This is a genomic window from Streptomyces sp. NPDC020917 (genome assembly GCF_044333795.1).
Lineage (GTDB): Bacteria > Actinomycetota > Actinomycetes > Streptomycetales > Streptomycetaceae > Actinacidiphila.
This window is the reverse complement of record NZ_JBIRRR010000003.1, coordinates 205,234-225,151: the sequence shown is the minus strand read 5'-3', so window position 1 is coordinate 225,151 and position 19,918 is coordinate 205,234. Positions and strand designations below refer to the sequence as shown.

Here is a 19,918-nt window from a genome sequence, read left to right as displayed (position 1 = left end):
TCACCCGCCGGACCGCCCTCCAGGAGCCTCCCTCGTGGCCCTGGTCCGCTCCGCGGCCAGGTTCGAGAACAGCGTCCCGGCCGAGCGGTCCGAGGCGGCGGCCGCGTGAAGGACACGGCCGCCCCGGCGATAGGATGGCCCTCCATGGCAATGAGCACCGCACTTTGGTCCTTCGCTCTCGTCGTAGGGCTCCTGACACTCACCCCGGGCCTCGACACCGCACTCATCATCCGCACCGCCGCCCTCGGACGCAGAACCCGCGCCTGGGGCGTCGTCCTCGGCATCCAGACCGGCACCCTGCTGTGGGGAACCCTCACCTCACTTGGCGTGACCGCGCTCCTGACCGCCTCCCACGTCGCCTACGAGACCGTGCGCTGGGCGGGCGTCGGCTACCTGCTGTGGATGGCGACGCGCATGATCCGTGACAGCTTCCGCGGGAAAGGCCACGCCACGCGGAAGTCCGCTGAGGCCGTCGCCGGAGCCGACACCCTGGCAGCGGGATGGCGTCAGGGCACGCTGACCAACCTGCTCAACCCGAAGATGGGCGTCTTCTACGTCGCGGTCCTTCCGCAATTCATGCCGGCGGACGTGCCCCACCTACCGATGGGGCTCCTTCTGACCAGCGTCCACATCACCCTCGGCATGATCTGGTCCTCGACTCTCATCGTCTCCGCCACGGCCCTCGGCAGCTGGCTGCGCAAGCCGCACGCCCGCAAGATCCTCGATCGCGTCACCGGCGTCGTGGTCGCCGGCTTCGCCCTCCGCCTGAGCCTCAGCGACTGACGCCCCGGCACCGGGCACAGCTCTGTCGAACCAAGCGCGATGCACTGATCCACACCTGTCGACCATTCCTCGTCCGCGAAACCGCCGTGCACCAGGACCACGTTCCAGGGAACCCGTAGCCGCTCCTGACCTGGTGGAACGGCCCGACGGGCGGTCCCGCTGCCCAAGCCGTTTCCGCCACCGCGCCCGCGACGCAGGACAGTACGCAGAAGCAGCGCCGTGAGCAGTGCGCCACGCGGACGGCTCCCGGACCCGTGGTATTCGGCGAGGCCATGGCACGCACCGCCGATCCGGCTGGCACACCTGCTGCGCCGCGGTGTCAGCGCTGCTGATCGCGCGAGAGGGCGTCGCGGAGCTGGGCCCTGGCGTGGATGCCGACCTTCGGGAAGATCTTGTGCAGGTGGTAGCCCACGGTCCGGGGCGAGAGGTAGCGACGCCCAGCAGGAGCGCCAGCGCGTCCTCGTGGCGGAGCGTGACACCCAGGGCCCAGCCGCCCAGCAGCGAGGCCTCAGCGCGCAGCCGGGGGTCCTGGGCCAGGTCGGCGACGCGTTCGCTCATCTCGCCGACCCATTGCGGGTGGCCGGCGAACATGGCCGCCTGCGCGGCCGCCAGCAGGCGGCGGGCGCGCAGCTCCGGCGCGGGGGTCAGTTCCGCCGCGCGTTCCAGTGCCGCGGCGGCTGCTGCGTAGCTCGCCCACCACGCCGCCGCGGCCGATCGACGCTTCGCCGCGCACCGCCTCGTGCAGCCGGAAGTGCGGGTGGAGTGGTCCCTGCTGTGGTCCGCGCGCCCACGCTCCGCCGCCGTCACCCGTCTCGTGGCCAGTGCCCTGCGCTGCGCCGAGGAGCACGGCTGGCTCCTCCGCGCCCACGAATAGCCGTCCCGGACACTCCGCACCGCCCTCAAGGCGGGTCGGCCGAGGGGGCGCGTGATCGGGGCGAGCGCGAACTGCCCGGACGGGCAAGCCGGGTTGCCGCCTAGCGCATCACCAGGCCGCCGTCGACCGTCAGGACCTGGCCGGTCAGGGCCGCGCCGGAGTCGCCCGCGAGCATCGCCACCACGGCGGCGGAGTCGTCGGGGACAAGCGGTCTGGGCATCGCCTGATGGGCCGCGACCTCGTCGAACTCCGCCGTCGGCACCACGTCGGTTGCCGGGGTGCGCGTCAGGCCCGGGGCGACGGCCGTGACCGAGATCCCGTGGGCGCCGAGTTCCACGGCGAGGGTCCGGGTCATCCCGACCAACGCGCCCTTGGACGCCACGTAGGCCAGCATGTGCGCGCCCGACGGACGCCAGAACGTGTTGGACACGACGAAGATCACCCGGCCGAAGCCGCGCTCGCGCATGCCAGGCGTAAAAGCCTGGGCGAGCAGCAGCGGCGATTCGACGTTCACGGCCTGGACCTGGCGCCACAGGTGGAGTTCGTACCCCTCGAACGGCCCAAAGCCGGTCATGGCGGCCGCGTGGACCAGGACGTCGCAGCGGTTGTAGCGGTCCAGGACCGACCCCGCCGCTCGGTGCACGTCGTCGGGGTCACCCAGATCGACCGGCACGTCGCCCGTGCGGTCGAGGACGACCACGGTGTGATCGGTGGCGAGCCGCGCGGCGATCGCACCACCGATCGCGCCTGCGCCGCCGGTCACGACCGCCACCCGGCGCTCCCGGGCGGCCTGAGAGGACACGGTGGACATGTCGCAACGCTCCTTTCACGGGCGAGTCGTGGGCGCCCGGGCAGCTGCTCGGGCGGCAGACCGACACCGGGAAGGGAACGAGTGCCCACGACAAGCCAAGCCGGTGCCCGCACTGTCGTCCAAGACTTCTTGCCGGCGTCAGGGATAGCCGACCGCTATCGAACGGGCGAGTGACCGCCTCGGCGACGGGTACTGGCCCAGGGCGTAGGCGGGCTGTCGGGCAGCGTGCAGCCTCCCACTGCTCCTGCTTACCGCATGGCGGGGCGGCGGGCGCGTTCTGGTCGTCGAGCGAGCGTCGGCGCGTCCACCGCCGGCTCCACGAACGGCCGTGTCGACTCTTCGGGGACCCGCGGGCTTGCCCAGCGAGGACCGGCATCCGTCTTCGAGGCAAGCCCGGCACGTGACGTGTGGACGAGGGCCTCCGAGCTGGAAGGTGCCTCTTGACGGACCCTTCTGAGTGCCCATATGCCGCAGGCAGCCGACCACCTCGGCCAGCCGCCTCAGCCCGTCGCCGTGCCGACGCCGACGCCGACTGTGCGAACGCGCGGATCAGCGGGTTGCCGTAGGCCGCCCGGTGGCCCATGTGGGCGCGCCGACCGGTCAGGCGATGAGGTGCTGGGACTGGCGGAGGGCGTCGCGGGCCTCGTCCGCGTTACCGACGGAGTCGAGCAGCTCCGCAAGGACCACCAGCACGCGAGCCCGCGTGAACGCTTCGGGCGCGAGCGCCGCCCCTCTCCTGGCCAGGGCGACAGCCGCATGCGTCCGTCCCTGCCTTCTGGCCTGTACGGCCGGCAGTTCGGACGCCTTGAGCATCGGGGGAGCGTATGCCCGCAACGTCGACACCGCCGCGTCCAGCGCGGGCCCGGCCTCCTCCTCGGTCCACCGGCCCGCCGCGATCCCCTGGGCCAGCGCCTGGGCGTAGATCCGCATGGCCGCCGCCTGCCTCGGGCCGACGAGGCTCTGCCGGTACAGCAGCAGCGCCTGCCGGGCGGCCGGCTCGACGTGGCCCTCGGCGAGGTCGAGCGTCGCCTCCAGCATGAGCCGGGTCGGGTCCGGAGCTTCACACGGCTCGGCCAGCGCCTCGCGGGCCGCCGTCACACGCCCCGCGGCCAGCGCCCGCGCGGCGGCCAGCTCGGCCGGGCCGTGCCGCAACTCGGCGAACCGCTCGCGCAGCCCCCCGGACGCCGAGTGGAAGAGCACCGCCACGATCGCATGGCGCGTCAGCATGCCGACGGCGACCTGGAAGAGCACGACGGCGGCGCAGCTCGAGCCCGCGGCGGCCGCCGGGCCGCCGGCCGCCAACAGCGCGGCCGCGCCCCCGGCCGGCACCAGCAGCGCGACCGCTGACGCCGCGCGCAGCCGAGTCAGCCCGACCTCGGGCCCGGTCAGGGCGAGTTGCCAGGTCACCGGGAACAGCGGTACCTGGCGGAAGGCGACGAGTTGTCCGCGCCGCACCCTCGACCCGCCCCAGTGCCCAACGCCGACGCTGACGCGGATGGGAGCCAGTCCTGCGGGACCCGCCAGCACGCGCAGCACCAAGTGCGGGAGCCAGGAGCCCGCCAGAAGGCCGGCGAGCGACAACACGCCCCACAGCCTGCCGTCCACGCGGCTGCCGGGCATGAGGTCCGCGGCGGCGAGTGCGACGTAGGCGAGGAGGCCGGCGGCCAGCACCAGCGGGATCGCGTTGCTGCGGGCACGGCGCCGCGCGAGGTCCGCGGGCGGGGACAGGACGGTCAGGACGTCGGACGGGGCGGGCACGCCTGCGGCGGGCATCTGTGGCATGGACACGAAGCCGGATCCTGTCACCGCGCCCCCGGGCGCCACCACCGGAACCCCCCGTTCCGCCTGGCCGTGCTGCCCGGCGAGGGTGCGGAAGTTCCCCAGAGTTGCGCCTGGGAGGTGCCCACCGCCCCGAAGGGGCAGGTCCGTTCGTCCTGGTCTGGCCGGGCCCGTTGACGGCTTGGCGCGCAGGGTTGCCCCGATGTGCTGCCTCACGGCACCGAACTACGGGGACCCAGGGCCTGGCGGGGTCTTCCGGTGCCCCGCGCGCTCAGCTTGACCTCGGCCCTCCTCGGCGCGAGCGTCTGGCTCGGCGGTCTCCGCCCACCAGCACCAGCGACTGGGGCGAGGGACGCTAAAGAGCGAGCTTGAACCCATCATGACTGCGCGCGAAGCCCAACCTGCCGTAGAAGCGGTGCGCGTCCTCGCGCTGCTTGTTGCTGGTCAACTGGACCAGGCCGCAGCCACGCGTGCGGGCCCGCTCGATCGTGCGCTCCATCAAGATGCGTCCGAGTCCGCCACCTCGACGGTCCGCACGGATCCGCACCGCCTCGATCAAGGCCCGCTCTGCCCCTCCCTTGCCCAGCCCCGGGATGTACGTCACCTGCAGACAGCCCACCACCCTGCTGTCATCGCCCTGATCGTCGACGCCTTCAACCAGGACCAGAATTTCATTACGCGGGTCCGAGTCGATCGCCGCGAACGCCTGCTCATACACGTCATCAACCACGAGCCCCGCCGGGTCCACCACCCTCTCCTCGTCAACGAGCAAAGCGAGCACCGCGGGCAAGTCGGTGCGCGTCGCGGGGCGCAGCGTGAGAGTGGCCACGTGGGCGGATTCAGAGGCATCTGGCACGGCACCGACCATAACCGTTCCTCACCGGGGCCTTCGCCCTGCCCCTGATGGCGATTCCGTGCATGCCCGGGAAGGCCAAGGGCGGTGCGGGAACGCGGTCCGTTCTCGTCGTGACCAACGGCTCCGGCCCGGACCGGCACCTGCCGAACCTTCGAAGCCGCACTGGCAACCTGCGGGGACGGGACGGAGACAGCGGGACATATTCCGTACACATGCTCTGCGAAACCCCCGTCACCAATGGCAAGCAGCCAGGGTTCGACGAAGTGCCGGGGCAGTTCTCGGCCCGCTCTGGTCACCGCAGCGACTTCGGCGAGCAGGAGATCGTTGATGGTGGCGAAGCTCCCACGCAACCCCGTCCATGCGGGGCGGCGGCGTGCTGGTGTCCTCGTAGCTGGCGTGAACAGCACACCTGAGCCCAGGACGCCTCCTTCAGCTTCCGTTCGCGGCCGAGCGCGGTGGCTGGCGTGCCTGGCTCCGGAACTGTGCGGGCGATGAGCCGACCACGCGGCGGAACGCGGTGCTGAACGCGCTCTCGGACAGGTAGCCCGTGGCCCGTGCGAGCTCGGAGATCGACAGAGTGTCGCGGGCGAGGGCGTCGCGCGCGAGGCTCATGCGCCATTGGATCAGGTACTCCAACGGCGGGACCCCGACATGGCTCTTGAATGCCTGGGCGAACGCGGAACGCGACATGTGGCTGATCTCGGCGAGCTCCTTGAGGCTCCAGGAGTGGGCCACGTCCGCGTGCACGGCGCGCAGGGCGGCACCGATGCCGTCCTCGTTCAGGGCGCTCAGCCAGCCGGTGGGCCGGTCTGTCTGACCCGCGTGAGCACGCAGCATGTGCACGAGCAGGATTTGCGCGAGATGGTTCTGCACCAGCGGGCCGCCGGCGGCGGCCACCCCGACCTCGGTGGCCAGGAGATCGATCAGTTGCGCGAGCCGCCTGCCATGGGGATCGGCCATGCGGACGATCACGAGCGGCGGCAGAAGATCCGTCAGGAGAGCCGCGTTCTCGTCGTCGAACCCGATGTGTCCGACGCAGAGGTAGAGGTCCTCCTCGGACTCCGGGCCGATCCGCACGAACCCGTCTTCGGCACCCGCCCACACCTGCTCCGCCGGGAGCGGGCTTGCGTCGAGCGTGCTGGCCAGCACATAGGGCGGCGGGTTTCCCAGCATGAAGGTGTCACCGTCCTGCAGGAGCACCGGCTCGTGCCCTTCGAGGATCAACCAGCACGTGCCGCTCACGAGGCCCCCGATCCGCACGTGCAAGAACGTGTCGAAGTGCAAAGCCCACTCTCCCGCTGCCCGGAGACTGGGCCCGATCACCGTGCGGGGTCGGAGCAGGCCGATTGCGTCAGCCACCGGATCCTGAAAGCCGAGCACGGACGACCCTCCTGGACGTTACGTAAAGAACTCTGGACTCTGCATTATTGATCGTACCCTGCTGCTCCCGCAGTATCGATATGCCGAACGGTTCGGCAGCGAGAGAGCGAGGGAGACGCCCACATGGGACAGCTGGCAGGCAAGACGGCGGTGGTCACCGGGGGCAGCACCGGTATCGGCCTGGCCACTGCCGTACGGCTGGCGGACGAGGGTGCGTACGTGTTCGTCACCGGCCGACGAGAGGCCGAACTCCAGGCCGCCGTCAAGATCATCGGAGCAGCCCGGGCCACCGCGGTTGTCGGCGACATCTCGAAGCCGGAGGACCTGGACCAGCTCTACGAGGCGGTGCGGGCGCGTGGCAAGGGTTTGGACGTGCTCGTGGCGAACGCGGCGATCGGTGCGTTCCTGACGCTGGAGCAGACCACAGAAGAGCACTTCGACCAGACCTTCGCAGTCAACGTCCGAGGCACGCTGTTCACCGTGAAGAAGGCGTTGCCGTTGCTCAATGACGGAGCCTCGATCGTCCTCGTCGGTTCGACGGCCGGCGACCGTGGAGTCGAGGCGTTCGGCGCGTACGCGGCGTCGAAGGCGGCAGTTCGGTCCTTCGCGCGGACGTGGTCCAACGAGCTCAAGGGCCGGGGCATCCGGGTCAACGTGGTCTCGCCGGCATGGATCGAGACTCCTGGGGGCACCGCCGCTTTCGGCGACGAGGAGACCGCCCGGGCCGTCAAGGAGAGTGTTGCCGCGACCGTGGCAAAGGGCCGTATGGGTCAGCCCGAGGAGGCCGCGGCGGTCGTGGCTTTCCTGGCCTCGGAACAGAGCAGCTACGTCGTCGGCGCGAACATCTACGTCGACGGTGGCACGAACCAGATCTGAGCAGGCAGCACACGGCGGGTGGCATCCGAGGCGTTCCATGTTCCATGCGCCCCTCACCCGGACGGGCCGTCGGCTGCCCGGGAGTCGGGGCGACGGTCGCGGTGGCCCCGGGTCGACGGTCGTAGCGGTTGGATGTGAGGTGGACTCCGATCCGCCCACGCGGTCCCCGTCGTTGAGCACGGAGTGACCGAGCAGGAGGGGCGGCTTCGGCCGTGCGACAAGCAGGCACGCGGCTGGTGCCTGGCCGGAGTTCTCGGTCCGTCGGCGGTACCGGTGCACTGACGCTGGACCCCACAGGTCCGGGTGCCGGGAGACCCCTTGCTCGTCCGGTGCTCTGCGCCGCCTTCCTCTTCGCGCTATTCCGGTGGCTGCTTGACGATTCCGAGATCGCTTTGAGCGTCGAAGCCGACGAGCTCGTGCGGGAAGAGCGACTGGGCGTGCGATGTCGGCGCCCAGGTCGAAATCGTTACTGGCGATCGAATTCGGCTAAGTCCACTTCCTGATGCTGCTGCTTCGCCCGTTCATGATGTGAGCTCAGCCGATCGATGAATCTCCGGATCGGACCGTGACCGAGATCAGGAGCCGGCGTATCCTCGCTCGCGGGTGGTGACTCCCTTCCATGGACCCCGAGCAGGGGGTAATCGGTGGCCCATGCCGGCACCACGGCGTACGCGGCAACCGGAGCGCTGAGGATCGCGGCGTTCCAGCTACCGGTCATGACCTCCTCACTGTGCGCGTTCAACCGATCTGGCCTCCTCCCGCGGTCGCGGGGTCTAGGTCAGCGTGCCCACGTTGCCGACGACAGTGACTCGGCCACCATCGCCGGGATCGGGGTCGGGAATGATCGATTCTGGGTCGACGAGGTAGACTTCGTGACCGTCCAGCGTCAGTCGGCGTGCGACCTCCAGCAACATGCGCCGTGCCACGTCGTCGATCGCATGGACCCTTGTCAGGTCCAAAGCCACCCTGGCGTCCGAAGGTGTAATTCCCTCGGCTTCCTGCACAATTCTCTCGGCTGCGGCAAAGCCGATGCCACCTTGCAGTTGCAGGACGCGGAGCGCGCCTGGTCCGCTGCCGACGACATGGTGGGACCGCACGGCGGCACGCGCAGCGGCGGGGACCTCCATCACATGCAGACCCATGTCCGAAGAGAATCGCTCGAACAGTGACACCCCGCGAACGCTGTTCCCGTGCCTGTCCAGTCGTGGTGAGAAGGTGGCAATGCCGATCTGCCCGGGGAGCGCGCCGATCAGGCCTCCGGCCACCCCGCTCTTCGCCGGGATACCGACCTGCGTCGCCCAGTCACCAGCGGCGTCATACATTCCACAGCTGAACATGACGCTCAGCACCTGACGTACCACCGCTTCCGGGACCACCTGCTCACCCGAGAGAGGGTTCCTACCGCGGTTGGCCAACGTCGCGGCCATCACGGCCAGATCTCGCGTGGTGACGAGCACGGAACACTGGCGGGTGTAGCCGTCCACGATGGGCCTGGGATCCTCGGTGAGGATGTCGTGGCTGCGGAGCATGTGCGCGATGGCGAGGTTGCGGTGCGCGTTCTCCTGCTCTGACACACATACCGCCTCGTCGATCTCCAGCCGACGACCGGCGAAAGCCGAGAGGCCGTGGAGCACGCGTTCTACACGCTCCGCCGGATTCAGGTCCCCCGCGCCGGTCAGTGAGTGCACGGTGATCGCGCCGGCGTTGATCATGGGATTGAGGGGGCGCCCGGTGTCGCTTTCGAGGGAGATCTCGTTGAAGGCCTCGCCGGACGGCTCGACACCGACTTTGGCGAGCACAGAGTCGAATCCGCGATCGGACAGGGCCAACGCATATGTGAACGGTTTGGAGATCGATTGGATGGTGAACTCGACATCGAAGTCGCCGACACTGTAGACCTCTCCGCCGATCGTGGCAAAGGCCGCTCCGAGGCGCTCGGGATCCGCTGCTGCGAGCTCCGGAATATATCCCGCCAACTCTCCGGACGTGTCCGACTCCACATCTCCCAGCACCTCGGCCAGATAGTCGGGAATGATGGGCCGCATTCGTCCTCCATGCATCATTGCAGTCTTCAGGCTGTGAGAACCGGGTTGCGTGCGCCCGGGCTGCACCTGACAGTGCTTCACGGCGTCAAATTATCGATGCGGCCTGGGAGATGACCTTGCGCCTCGCCGAGCGTGGTGCGCGTGATCACTCCTGAAATCTGACGAGATCGAGTTGGACGGTCACGGATGCACCGGCGCTTCTGTTACGAGGGTTTCAGAAGTTTTGTCGGAGCAGGGGCGGCGGTGAGCACGCGAAGCTGGTCGGCGTCGACATTGGCTCCGAAGGCGGGGGTTCCCGGCTCCAGCCGGATGCCCGCTGCGAGGTCGCCGATGGCGACGGGGTCGAATCCGAGCGTGTCTGGTTGAAGGCTTTCACGACATGTGCGCCCGTCAGGAACCGCTGGACGGCTTCGCTCGAAGAGGTGTCGGGCGGCAGGATCGCGTCGCGGGGACCGTCGACCTCCCACCAGTGGTTCATCGCGTCGATGACCAGCTGGCCCTCCAACTCCGCAACGGGGAGGTCGCGGTGTTTGCCGAGCGAGAGAGCCAGGACCACCGCGTCGGCGGCATCCGCGGCCTGGGCCGGCCACACAGCGGTCGCTCCGGGGGTGAGGATCTTGATGGTGAGCGCGATCTTGGAGGGGTCACCGGACCCTGAGATCAGGGTAGATCAAGTCGAACCGGCCCGAGTTCAGTACCCGGATGGCACGAGCAATCTTGGTCGCGACCGTCTCCACCGAGCCGACATACAGGGACCCGCGGTCCACTTCGGCGTCGAACTCCTCCCGGCGGAGCGGCGGCCAGCCGCGCTCCCCCCCCCCCGATCCGGTCGCGGATCTCCTTGTACCCGGGGTAGAAGAGCTCCTTGGCCTCTTCGTCGGTGGAGGCGACGAAGCCGGGCGAATGCGTCCCGACCGGCTGTGCGGTCGTGCCGAACTCCTCGCTGGTGCGCCGGTACAGATCCACGTAGGGAGCGAACCGGTCAGGCGCCGCCGATGATGGCCAGCATGAGCCGGAAGCCGTACTGAGCGGTGCGGAGCACCGACTGCGGAGTCCCGCCGACCCCGACCCAGGTGTTGACACGTCCCGAATCCGTCTTCGGGTAGACGTCCGCATGGTTCAGGGCTGCGCGCGTGGTGCCTTCCCAGGTGACCGGTCTCTCGTCCAGGAGCCGATGGAAAAGGTCGATCTTCTCCTCGAACAGCACCTCGTAGTCCTTGAGGTCGTACCCGAACAGGGGGAACGACTCCTTGAAGGAACCACGTCCGAGGATCACCTCGGCGCGACCGTTGGAGAGCGCGTCGACCGTGGCGAACCGCTGGAAAACCCGTACCGGGTCGTCCGAGGACAGCACTGTCACGCCCGAGGCGAGCCGACCGGGTGGTGCGGCTGGACGACGGGGAGTACGAGGTGCACAACATCAGCGTCAACTGGCCGCACCACGTGTTCGTCAGCAAGGACTTCAAAGTCGTCGGCTACGAGTGACCGCCGCTGCCTGACGCGGGCGCCACGCCCGCGTCAGGCCCGCGCACAGGGAAGCGGGCGGACCCGCCGGGAAGGCGCCCGCCCTGGGGCGTTCCTGGCACCGTGCGCCTCGCACCGGGTGGCGTCAGCCGGTGACGGTGAGGGTGCCCGGTGAGTCGTTTTGGGTGGCGACCTGGCCGGGGAGCAGGTTCGTGCGCCGCTGGCGTTGATGCCGTAGTCCGATCCGCCCGTGCCGCCCAGGCCGCGCCAGACGGAGTTGCCGTCGATCTGCACGTCGGTCAGGGTGGTCCCCGAGCCCACCAGGATCTCCGACGTATCGGCGCTCCTGCCGGCGGCGTTGGGCAGTGCCACCGAGGAGCTCGGGCTCGACGACGGCGTGAAGGTCCTCCAGCAGCTCGGCACCATCCCGACCGCCTGAGCCGGAGCGCCGGCATCCAGCAGCGCGGCTCGCTCCTTCCTCGCCGATCTGGACACCCCCATGGCCGGCGCCATCGACTACTTCGCGTTCAACGCCAAGTTCGCGAAGTAACCGAGCCGGGGCGGGCCGCCTCACCCCCCCGGGCCGTCCGCCCCACCCGCACAGCAGCCCGGCACGCCCCGTGCGTGCGGCGTCGGCGCCGCACTCGGGTGGTGGCACCCGCTGCGCGCCGTCTCTCGTCCAGTCACTCGTGCCACCTGCGACGACGACCGGGCCCGCACCGGCCGGCCCACGAGCGGGCCGCCGCTACGGCCGCAGGACCGAGATCTCCAGCTCGGGATCGAACCCGGCGTCCGCCGCGACCCGGCGGGCGAACTCCCGCACGCCCGCCAACTGGCGCTCCCCGAAGGAGAAGTCGAGGGCCTCGGTGTAGTAGCGACGTAGCGCCTGCTCGTCGAACGCCTCCCACCGGGCGGTCTGCTCGCACACCTTGTCGACCTCGGCCAAGGACAGGTCCCGGGACTCCAGGAACGCCCGGTGCACCTCACGCACGATGACCGGGTGGCGCTCCAGGTAGACTATGCGGACAGTCCAAGCCGCGAACACGAACGGCAGCCCCGTCCACGCCTTCCACATCTCGCCCAGGTCGTACACCCGCAGACCCAGCTCCCGCGCCTGGTACAGGTAGGCGCGCAGGGCCACGTCACCGATCACCACCGCGGCGTCCGCGTCCTGCATCATCGCCGGCAGGTCCGGCGGACAGGTGACGTACCTCGGGCGCACACCCTCGCGCTCCTCAAGCAGCAGCCGGGCCAGGCGCACCGACGAACGCGAGGTGGAACCCAGCGCCAGCCGCCGCCCGTCCAGCTCGCCCAACGGGACCTGGCTGACGATCAGGCACGACGTCACCGGCCCGTCGCTCCCCACCGCGATGTCCGGCAGCAGCGGCGTTGACCTTCACGTCCCTCAGTTCCCTGGCGTACTGCCTCGTGAGCATGGTGACCGCGGCCTTCGAGGCGCAGTAGAAGGGCAGGGCATACTGCGACGTTGGCCAGGACGTCGATCGCTCCCTCGTGCGCGGCGACATCCGCGGCCGCGGCCTGGACCGAGGCGTCGTCGGTCACGTCGATCTGCACGAACCGGGCGCCGAGCGCCCCTGCAAGAGGGGACCCGGCGACACAGGCGTGCGCAGCGGACTTCCCGAAGGCGCCCCCTGTAGAAACGACCGTCAGCTCGGTTCTCCGGATGCGTTGACGAAGGTGTAGAGCTCCACGATGACGCCGTCCTTGCAGCGGGCGATATCCATCCCGGTTGCGGCGGCCGGCTGGTTGGCGGGGCCGAAGTGGAAGGCGAGGTGTCCGATGTCGTGGTTGACCGATACGGGGCCGAACGGCTGGAAGTCCCAGCCGGGAAACTGAGCTTGGAGTTCCGTGGCGCGACGTGCGAGAGCCTCGTGCCCGGTGAAGTCCTGGTCGGCTTCGTGCCAGACCACGTCTCCTGAGTAGATCTGAGAGATCGCCAGGGACCGGCGCGCCGGGTCCTTCTCGTTGAAGACATCGAGAAGGTTTCGGTACATGAGGTCGGTGATGCTGTTCGTCATGGCGGTGCGTGCCTTTCATTGGGTGGACGGTCCGATGGACGGCCCATCTCGGCGGGTTCTTCGGGGGCCGTCGGCCCCGGCACCTTCGCCGGCAGCCCAGGAGCGGAAGAGGCGGGAGCGGGAACACGATCACCGACAGGAGCCCGGATGCCACGTGAACGGCGGCTGTGTCGGGCTTGATCGCGCCCAACTTGCAGTCCGATGGCCGAGGCGGCCGCCGGGACCGGCAGGGAAGTGGGCCTGCGGGAGTCCGCTGGCGACGACCTCCCGGCGTGTCAGTCCGGCGGAACGGTAGGTCAGCGCCGGCAGCCCGCGGACGAGGAGATGCGCGGCCAGGAACAGAGGGAGGGCCGCGCGCTCGGCCCGGGCGGTCGCGGGGGAGTGGCATGCGGGGCACGGGCCCGGGCGGGTGACGGGCGGCTGACGGGCGCCGGGCATCACCCGCCGGGAGGCGGGTCAGTGCTTGCCGACCGCGGAGGCCCAGTCGAAGTTCACGCCCATCTGGGCGTACATGGTCGAGTATCCGACGTAGCAGTTGAACTGCTCGACCTTTCCGTCGTGCAGGTACCAGAAGTCCGCGGTCGGCACGTCGACCCTCGCGCCGGTCGGCTGGACGGTGCCCGCCGGTGTCTCCAGCGGCCCCTCGAACGTGCCCTGGATCGCGAGTTCGATGCTGATCACGTCGCCGTTCACGGTGATCCGCTTGAGTTCGCGGTGGACGTCGGGGAACAGGCTCACCATGTAGGGCGGGACGTCGCCGAGCGCCTTTCCGCGGTAGGAGTTGCCGGCGACCATGTCGTTGAAGACCCCGTCCTTGGCGAAACTGCTGACGAACGTGTCGACGTCCAGGCTCTTGCCCTCAGCGGACTGGTACGCGCGCAGGACGAGTTCGAGGTTGGCCCTCTCGTGCTTGGTCAGGTGGCGGTCCGTGAGCGGCAGCTTGGCCAGGTCGCCGGGGGTCAGGCCGGCGTGGGCGGCGGTGCTCCCGGTGACCGGGCCCGCGGCCTGGCTGGGGACGGCGGCGATGGACAGACCGCCCAGGACCGCGATCGCGGCCGCGACGGTGATCGACTTCCGGCCGAGCAGCTTCATGACGTGTTCCTCCAGGTTCGTACGCCGGATCCGGGATCCGTGCGTCGTGGTCTCTCGCGCTCTTAGTTAATCAAACGCTCGATTAAGATTCTTGTCCCGTGTCCACGCACCTGTCAAGCGACCGTTTGAATTGTGTGGCGCGCCGGGCGGCTGCGGCAGGGATCGTCAACTCGGGCCCGGCGTCCCGGCTTTGGGGATTGGCGCTGAAGGCGGCCTCATGGGCGGCGGGGCCGGCTGATTGACAAAGAAGTCAAGCAGATGCTTGACTTCATGGTGTGACAGAGGTAAAGAAGGCGGACCTGCGCCGCAAGGCTGGTCAGCGCACCAGGGACGGCCTGCAGTCGGCCGCCTTGGAACTGCTCGCGCAACGAGGCCAGGAGGGCGTGACACTCCGCGAGATCACCGATCGCGCCGGAGCCAACGTCGCCGCCGTGAGCTACCACTTCGGGTCGCTGAAGGCGCTGTGCGACGCCGCGATCGAGCACGCACTGGAGCAGTATCTGGACGCGCAACTCCTGGCTCTCGGCCCCCTCGGCCCGACGGCGTCACTTCACGAGGTGGCGGGAGCCTTCGCCCGGCCGATGATCCGCGCCCTGGCGGCCGGGGGGCAGGACCTGGCCGTGATGCGGACGGTGGCGCGCGTCGGCATCGACCCGCCCCAGGGATGGGAGCGGCTGGCCGGCAAGTTCGACCAGAGTCGCCAAGAGGCCCTCCGGGTGCTGACGGCGCACCTTCCCGGAGTCGGCGAGGAGGAACTCGTCTTCCGTACGCGATGCGCAGCCGGCCTGCTGAACTGGCTTGCGCTGGCCCCCATCGGCGCCGAACTGGCGGCCATGTCCGCCGAGCAGATCGAGCGCAGGCTGGTCCCCGTGGTGGCCGGGGCGTTCCGTGGAGACACCGCCGACGGTCGCCGCTGATTCTCCATCGGGTTGCCGGGCACGGCTCGTGGCGGCCCGCGTTCGCTCATCGCCGGGAATGGTCGACACCGGCCACACCGCCACCCACACCCGCAGCACCCGGGCCGCGCGCCGGCTCTGGCCCGGCCCAGTGCGCCGGACCCGTGCCGGCCGGCCGGTGCGGTCACACGGTGAGCACCATGCGGAAGCGGGCGTCGCCGCTGGACATCCGCTCGTACGCGTCCGGCGCTTCGCTCATCGGCCGGGTCTCGATCATCGCCCGGATCCCTTGGTCGGTGGCGAACCGGAGGTTGTTCTCGTTCTGGATGGCGCTTCCGGTGAGGGATCCCATGACCTGGACGTCGCCGAAGACGAGCTGCATCGGGGTGACTTTGACCGGTTCGTCGGACGCTCCCACGACGACGAGTCGTCCACCGCTGGCAAGGCCGTTGAGCAGGGGGGAGGTGTCGCCGGCGGCAGCTGTCGCGATGATGACCTGCGCGCCGCCGAGTTTCCTGAGTTCCTCGCCGGGGTCCGTCTCGGTGGAGTCGATGTAGTACTGCGCGCCGAGCTGGCGGGCCAGCTTCTCCTTGGCGGTGCCGCGGGCGATCGCGGCGACCCGCAGGCCCATCTTGGCCGCGTACTGGATACCCAGGTGCCCCAGGCCGCCGATGCCTTGGATGGCCACCAGGTCGTCGGCCTCGGTGTGCGCCTTGAGGAGCGCGTTGAACGTCGTGAAGCCCGCGCACAGGAGCGGCGCTGCCTCAGCCGACGTCAACTCGTCCGGGATCGCGACCAGACCGGTCGCCCGCGCGTGGACGACTTCGGCGTAACCACCGTCGACGTCCATGCCGGTCTGCGGCTGGTTCGTGCACGCGACGAAGTTCCCCATCCGGCAGGACTGGCACACCCCGCAGTGGCCACCGAGGAACCCGACTCCGACGCGTTGCCCGGTCGACCAGCCCTCCACCTCGGGCCCCAGCGCGTCGATCACCCCGACGATTTCGTGCCCCGGAACGGTAGACGGTTGTGCGGGGTGGTGCGGGTGCACGGTGAAGCTGTCGGAGTGACAGACCCCGCACGCCTCCACCCGGATGCGCACGTGTCCCGCGGCGGGCTCGGCCAGTTCCCGTTCCGCCGGCTGCAGCGAGCCGTCCGGGGCGACCTCGATGACAGCGGGGCGAGGGCCCTTTCGGCCGCTTGCCCCCGCGCGGGATGTCAATCCTCGTTCGCCGGGGAGAAAACGAGAGGGCCGAGGAGAACGCGCCGGGGCCCTCACTCTTTCCCCGCCGGCCGGCAGACGCATCAGGACGGTGATGACGTCCACATCGCCGGCGCCGCGCTCGGCTCGGGTGGCGTTGCCGGCGAACCGGTGGCCGTAACCGGTCCACGCGGTGTCCGCGATGGCGGTCCCTGCGCCGCTGCGCAGACGCGGGCCGGAGCGCGCGCCCGGGGCTTGTGGATGTCGCCGCATGCGCAGTGACTCCGTCCGGCGGGTGCCGCGGGTGGCGGGCTCCGGCGGCGTGCCCGCCGAAGGCGTAATCAGGGGTGCCGGCGCCGGGCGGCGGCCAGGCTGTGCGCGTGAGCGTGAGCGTGAGCGTGAGCGTGAGCGACGACGATCCCGAGAGCCGCAACCTGGCGCGGCTGATCGCGCTGTCCGACGGGATCTTCGCCATCGCAATGACGCTGCTGGTGCTCGACATCCGCGTCACCAGTGGCCTGGACGCCGCCGGTTTCCGCCACATGCTGTACGAGTTGCTGCCGAACATCGGCGCGTACGCGCTGAGTTTCGCCATCCTCGCCGCCTTCTGGCGCGACCACCGCAGGATGCTGCAGATCGCCCGCCGGGTGGAGGGGCCGGCGCTCCGGCTGACGCTCGCGGGGCTGGGCGCCATCGCGCTGCTGCCGTTCCCGACCACCCTGCTGTCGGAGTACGCCTCGCAACCCCTGGCCGTGGCCCTCTACGCGGGCACGGTCGTCCTCATCGACCTGCTGCAACTGGCAAGTTCGCGCTCGGCCACCGCGCCCGGGCGCACCCGCTGGGCCGCGCCCACTGAAGCCCGCCCGGCGACCAACCGGACCGAGGTGGGGGCGATGTGAGCGTCCGCTCGCCTTCCCGGTGGTCAGGCGGGGGCGCGCGGGCCGATGACGGTCACCTCGACCGTGTAGCCGCTCTGGCCCGGGAGGCAGCGCCGTGCCTCGCCGCAGATGGAGCGGTGGGCGGTGATGCGGGTGGTGCCGGGGCGGGTGGCGGTGAAGCGGGCGGAGGTCGTGCCGCAGCCGCCGCCGGGTGGGCAGGAGCCCGCGGGGGAGTGGCGGGTGGCGCCCGGCGCGAGCACCCGGGGGTCGGAAGGCGTGGGCGTCGACCAGTAGGTGCTGGGGAGCCGGACGAGGATCCGGGTACCGGGGCGGACGCGCACGAGGGTCCCTGCGGCGTGCTCGTCGAGGATGAGGGTCGCGGGGGACGTCGTCACGGGGGCCGTCGAGGCAGCGGGTGGGGTGGTGGTTGTGGTGGTGGACGGCGCGTCTGTGGCCGTGGACGCCGGTGGCCGGTGGGGCGTCGAGGTGCAGGCGCCGGTCACGCCCAGGCCGACGGCAAGGGCCAGAAGCAGCACGGGCGTTGGGGCGCAACGGCCGCCGGTCCGGCGGGTCCGGTGGCGAGAGGACGGCCTGCGGACGGTCGGGCCGGGCACGTGCCCACCTCCTCGACGATGGCGGCGTCGCGGTCCTGCCCGTGCCGCGGTGGGGGGGGGGCGCCCCCCCCCCCCCCCCGCCCCCCCGCCGCCCCCCCCCGGGGGGGCGGGGGGGGGCGGGGCGGGGGGGGGGGGGGGGGGGGGGGGGCGGGGCCCCCCCCCCCCCCCCCCCGCGACCGTGCCGAACGCGCCTGGGATCAGGAGGCGTTGAGCGCCGTGTCGTCGACCACGAAGCTCGTCTGGAGCGAGGAGTCCTCCGTGCCGGTGAACTTGAGCGTCACCGTCTGCCCGGCGTAGCTGGACAGGTTGAAGGACTTCAGCGCGTAGCCGCTGGCCGCGTTGACGTTGGAGTAGGTGGCCAGCGTCGTGCTGCCCACCTGCACGGTCAGCTTGTCGTAGGCCGTGCTGCCGGACTCGGCGGTGTCGATGTGCAGGTAGAAGGAGAAGGTCGCCGAGCACCCGGACGGGATGGTCACGGACTGGGACAGGGTGTCGGTGTGGGTGCTGCCGTAGCCGTCCATCCAGGCCTTCCAGCTCCCGGAGTGCGCGGCCTCACCGGAGGAGTTGTCGATCACGCCGGAACTGGCGGTCCAGGGCGCGGCGGTGCCGGTCTCGAATCCCGGGTTGCCGATCTTCTGGCCGGCTCCGGTGCAGCCGCCGCCGGTGGTGCTCACCGTCCAGGTGAACGACGTGCTGCCGGAGGCGCCCGTGCTGTCCTTGGCGGTGACGGTGACGCTGGAGGTGCCGGCCGTGGTCGGCGTGCCGGTGATCGTGCCGCTGGAGGAGATGCTCAGCCCGGCCGGCAGGCCCGTGGCGCTGTAGGTCAGGGTCTGTCCCGAGGCGGAGTCGGTGCCGGACACCTGGAGCGACACCGCGGTGCCGACCGTCGAGCTCTGGTTGCCCGGGTTGGTCACGGTGACCGTGTTGCCCGTGCTGCCGCCACCGACGATCGCGTGCGAGATCGCGCACGCGTTGGTGTCGTTGGACCAGCTCGCCTGCTCGGCGAAGGTGCCGGTGCCCATGCTGACGTTCGCCGCGCCGCCCGCCGTACCGGGGTTGATCCAGGCGCACTCGTCGGAGTTCTCCTGGCCGTCGTACGAGCTGCCGGTGTGGTTGGTCCAGCCGCCCGCCGGATTCTGGTCGGACATCATCTCGTGCCACTCGTGGCCGAGCGTCATCGTCCACCCGTCAAGGGTCCCGGGGGAGTTGACGAACCCGACGCCGCAGCCCGCACCGGAGTCCATGTTGTACGGCTGGTTGCTGAAGGCGACGTCGCCGACGGTCGACGACACGGCGCCGCCGGTGAGGGTGGTGTCGCCGTTGTAGTCGTGCCAGGCGCAGTACTGGCCCTGGTAGCTGTCCGGGTTGGTGCCGTGCGGGGACAGGATCACGTAGTACGCGTCCCGGTTGGCCGCCGCGGTGGTGTTCCCGAAGTGGCTGGCCGCCTTCACGGCCTCCACGCCCAGCTGGTGCCCGGAGGCGGCACTGGGCGACGCGGCCGAGTTGTCGTACCAGACGCCGCTGAGCACGCCGCCGCTCTGGTACGGGACGAAGCTGGCGTTCGAGGGGCAACTGGTCGCGCCGGTCGAGACGTTCGGACCGTCGCACCACTGCGTGAGGTCCGCTGACCACAACTCGTTGCCGGTGCCGATGCCCTTGAACATCTCCTGGGCCGCGGGGGCGGCGCTGTCCGGGTCGCCGGAGAACGTCGCGTCGCCGCTGCTGTTGGTGCTCTGCGTGCCCCACTGGGTGCCGTAGAAGACCAGGTAGACCTTGGAATGGCCGCTCTGGACGCCGATGCCGTCGATGCCGCCGCCGTAGGACAGCGTCTCCGGGCCGGTCGCCGCGGGCGACGCCTGAGCGGCGGCCCACGACTTCATCTTGGCGTTCTGCTGGAGGGTCGGTACGACGCCGTGCCGGTAGGCGTGGTCGTAGGCCGGGCTGTAGGGGTTGGCGACCGAATGACCGGAGGCCGGGGCGGAGACCGGGGCCGATGCCGGTTCCGGGGCCGGTGCGGCTGCCGCCAGGGGTGCGGCGGCGAAGGCTGCGCCGGTGACGAGAGCGAGCGACGCGAGGCCGGTGAAGGCTGCTCGGGCCGCTCCGCGGCGGGGGGATTCACCCATGGATGGAGGAACCTCTCTTTACGGACTTCGGCTGCCGGTGGGCAGCGCTGATCCGCACGTAGGGACAGGAGAAGACGCACCGGGACAGCCCCGGCGGACACCGGGGCTGCATTGCCGGGTGAGGCGGCTCCGGGCCTGGCAGGTCCGGGCAGGGGGGACGCGCGGTGGAGCGGACATGTCCGCCGAACCGGCGAACCGGCCGAGCGG

At 70.4% G+C, this 19,918-nt stretch carries 16 protein-coding genes and 2 pseudogenes; 5 read left to right on the top strand and 13 right to left on the bottom strand.

The window, feature by feature from the left end; all coding sequences use genetic code 11:
* Positions 1-144: 144 nt before the first annotated feature.
* Positions 145-783 (top strand): LysE family translocator, encoded by a 639-nt coding sequence (locus ACH4TG_RS08310; RefSeq protein ID WP_398241375.1) that lies wholly within the window; start codon positions 145-147, stop codon positions 781-783.
* A gap of 974 nt (positions 784-1,757) precedes the next feature.
* On the opposite strand, the gene ACH4TG_RS08305 is transcribed toward ACH4TG_RS08310, so the two are convergent.
* From ACH4TG_RS08305 to ACH4TG_RS08290, 4 genes are all read right to left on the bottom strand, one after another.
* The gene (locus ACH4TG_RS08305; protein ID WP_398241374.1) at positions 1,758-2,468 is read right to left on the bottom strand and encodes an SDR family NAD(P)-dependent oxidoreductase; all 711 of its coding nucleotides are present in this window, start codon (positions 2,466-2,468) and stop codon (positions 1,758-1,760) included.
* 600 nt (positions 2,469-3,068) lie between these two features.
* Complete coding sequence (locus tag ACH4TG_RS08300) at positions 3,069-4,256, bottom strand: hypothetical protein (RefSeq protein WP_398241373.1); 1,188 nt, start codon at positions 4,254-4,256, stop codon at positions 3,069-3,071.
* Positions 4,257-4,602: 346 nt separating this feature from the next.
* Positions 4,603-5,115: a GNAT family N-acetyltransferase gene (locus ACH4TG_RS08295; protein WP_398241372.1), complete on the bottom strand. Its 513-nt coding sequence runs from the start codon at positions 5,113-5,115 to the stop codon at positions 4,603-4,605.
* A gap of 417 nt (positions 5,116-5,532) precedes the next feature.
* Positions 5,533-6,483: an AraC family transcriptional regulator gene (locus ACH4TG_RS08290; protein ID WP_398241371.1), complete on the bottom strand. Its 951-nt coding sequence runs from the start codon at positions 6,481-6,483 to the stop codon at positions 5,533-5,535.
* Positions 6,484-6,606: 123 nt separating this feature from the next.
* On the opposite strand from ACH4TG_RS08290, the gene ACH4TG_RS08285 reads away from it, so the two are divergent.
* The gene (locus ACH4TG_RS08285; protein ID WP_398241370.1) at positions 6,607-7,359 is read left to right on the top strand and encodes an SDR family NAD(P)-dependent oxidoreductase; all 753 of its coding nucleotides are present in this window, start codon (positions 6,607-6,609) and stop codon (positions 7,357-7,359) included.
* A 773-nt stretch (positions 7,360-8,132) separates the two neighbouring features.
* Here ACH4TG_RS08285 and ACH4TG_RS08280 read toward each other — a convergent pair.
* From ACH4TG_RS08280 to ACH4TG_RS08270, 3 genes and pseudogenes are all read right to left on the bottom strand, one after another.
* Complete coding sequence (locus tag ACH4TG_RS08280; RefSeq protein ID WP_398241679.1) at positions 8,133-9,404, bottom strand: glutaminase; 1,272 nt, start codon at positions 9,402-9,404, stop codon at positions 8,133-8,135.
* Positions 9,405-9,618: 214 nt separating this feature from the next.
* On the bottom strand, positions 9,619-10,020 hold the full coding sequence (locus ACH4TG_RS08275) for a hypothetical protein (RefSeq protein WP_398241678.1): 402 nt from the start codon (positions 10,018-10,020) through the stop codon (positions 9,619-9,621).
* 49 nt (positions 10,021-10,069) lie between these two features.
* A pseudogene (locus tag ACH4TG_RS08270) lies at positions 10,070-10,779 on the bottom strand (LLM class flavin-dependent oxidoreductase); the annotation flags it as partial.
* A 339-nt stretch (positions 10,780-11,118) separates the two neighbouring features.
* On the opposite strand from ACH4TG_RS08270, the gene ACH4TG_RS08265 reads away from it, so the two are divergent.
* Positions 11,119-11,307: a hypothetical protein gene (locus ACH4TG_RS08265; RefSeq protein WP_398241369.1), complete on the top strand. Its 189-nt coding sequence runs from the start codon at positions 11,119-11,121 to the stop codon at positions 11,305-11,307.
* A 306-nt stretch (positions 11,308-11,613) separates the two neighbouring features.
* Here ACH4TG_RS08265 and ACH4TG_RS08260 read toward each other — a convergent pair.
* The 3 genes and pseudogenes from ACH4TG_RS08260 to ACH4TG_RS08250 all read right to left on the bottom strand — a co-directional run.
* Positions 11,614-12,246, bottom strand: a pseudogene (locus ACH4TG_RS08260) (menaquinone biosynthetic enzyme MqnA/MqnD family protein); the annotation flags it as partial.
* 289 nt (positions 12,247-12,535) lie between these two features.
* Positions 12,536-12,907 (bottom strand): nuclear transport factor 2 family protein, encoded by a 372-nt coding sequence (locus ACH4TG_RS08255; RefSeq protein ID WP_398241368.1) that lies wholly within the window; start codon positions 12,905-12,907, stop codon positions 12,536-12,538.
* Positions 12,908-13,363: 456 nt separating this feature from the next.
* Positions 13,364-13,999, bottom strand: coding sequence for a nuclear transport factor 2 family protein (locus ACH4TG_RS08250; RefSeq protein ID WP_398241367.1), 636 nt, complete (start codon positions 13,997-13,999; stop codon positions 13,364-13,366).
* 275 nt (positions 14,000-14,274) lie between these two features.
* Between ACH4TG_RS08250 and ACH4TG_RS08245 the strand changes: the two genes are divergently transcribed.
* Positions 14,275-14,916, top strand: coding sequence for a TetR/AcrR family transcriptional regulator (locus tag ACH4TG_RS08245; RefSeq protein ID WP_398241366.1), 642 nt, complete (start codon positions 14,275-14,277; stop codon positions 14,914-14,916).
* Between the two features lie 163 nt (positions 14,917-15,079).
* Here the strand turns inward: ACH4TG_RS08245 and ACH4TG_RS08240 are convergent, their stop codons facing one another.
* On the bottom strand, positions 15,080-16,117 hold the full coding sequence (locus ACH4TG_RS08240; protein ID WP_398241677.1) for an alcohol dehydrogenase catalytic domain-containing protein: 1,038 nt from the start codon (positions 16,115-16,117) through the stop codon (positions 15,080-15,082).
* A gap of 359 nt (positions 16,118-16,476) precedes the next feature.
* Here ACH4TG_RS08240 and ACH4TG_RS08235 point away from each other — a divergent pair, with 359 nt between their 5' ends.
* The gene (locus ACH4TG_RS08235; protein ID WP_398241365.1) at positions 16,477-16,995 is read left to right on the top strand and encodes a TMEM175 family protein; all 519 of its coding nucleotides are present in this window, start codon (positions 16,477-16,479) and stop codon (positions 16,993-16,995) included.
* Between the two features lie 23 nt (positions 16,996-17,018).
* Here the strand turns inward: ACH4TG_RS08235 and ACH4TG_RS08230 are convergent, their stop codons facing one another.
* Both ACH4TG_RS08230 and ACH4TG_RS08225 read right to left on the bottom strand, forming a co-directional pair.
* Positions 17,019-17,369, bottom strand: a complete 351-nt coding sequence (locus tag ACH4TG_RS08230; protein WP_398241364.1) for a hypothetical protein — start codon at positions 17,367-17,369, stop codon at positions 17,019-17,021.
* 416 nt (positions 17,370-17,785) lie between these two features.
* A complete protein-coding gene (locus ACH4TG_RS08225) occupies positions 17,786-19,711 on the bottom strand; it encodes a putative Ig domain-containing protein (RefSeq protein ID WP_398241363.1) in 1,926 nt (641 codons plus the stop codon).
* Between the last annotated feature and the right edge of the window lie 207 nt (positions 19,712-19,918).

Excerpts from the sequence above, each read along its gene's own strand:
- ACH4TG_RS08310 (WP_398241375.1), top strand. The coding sequence starts at position 145 with ATGGCAATGAGCACCGCACTTTGGTCCTTCGCTCTCGTCGTAGGGCTC.
- ACH4TG_RS08305 (WP_398241374.1), bottom strand. The coding sequence starts at position 2,468 with ATGTCCACCGTGTCCTCTCAGGCCGCCCGGGAGCGCCGGGTGGCGGTC.
- ACH4TG_RS08295 (WP_398241372.1), bottom strand. The coding sequence starts at position 5,115 with ATGGTCGGTGCCGTGCCAGATGCCTCTGAATCCGCCCACGTGGCCACT.
- ACH4TG_RS08285 (WP_398241370.1), top strand. The coding sequence starts at position 6,607 with ATGGGACAGCTGGCAGGCAAGACGGCGGTGGTCACCGGGGGCAGCACC.
- ACH4TG_RS08280 (WP_398241679.1), bottom strand. The coding sequence starts at position 9,404 with ATGCGGCCCATCATTCCCGACTATCTGGCCGAGGTGCTGGGAGATGTG.
- ACH4TG_RS08255 (WP_398241368.1), bottom strand. The coding sequence starts at position 12,907 with ATGACGAACAGCATCACCGACCTCATGTACCGAAACCTTCTCGATGTC.
- ACH4TG_RS08250 (WP_398241367.1), bottom strand. The coding sequence starts at position 13,999 with ATGAAGCTGCTCGGCCGGAAGTCGATCACCGTCGCGGCCGCGATCGCG.
- ACH4TG_RS08225 (WP_398241363.1), bottom strand. The coding sequence starts at position 19,711 with ATGGGTGAATCCCCCCGCCGCGGAGCGGCCCGAGCAGCCTTCACCGGC.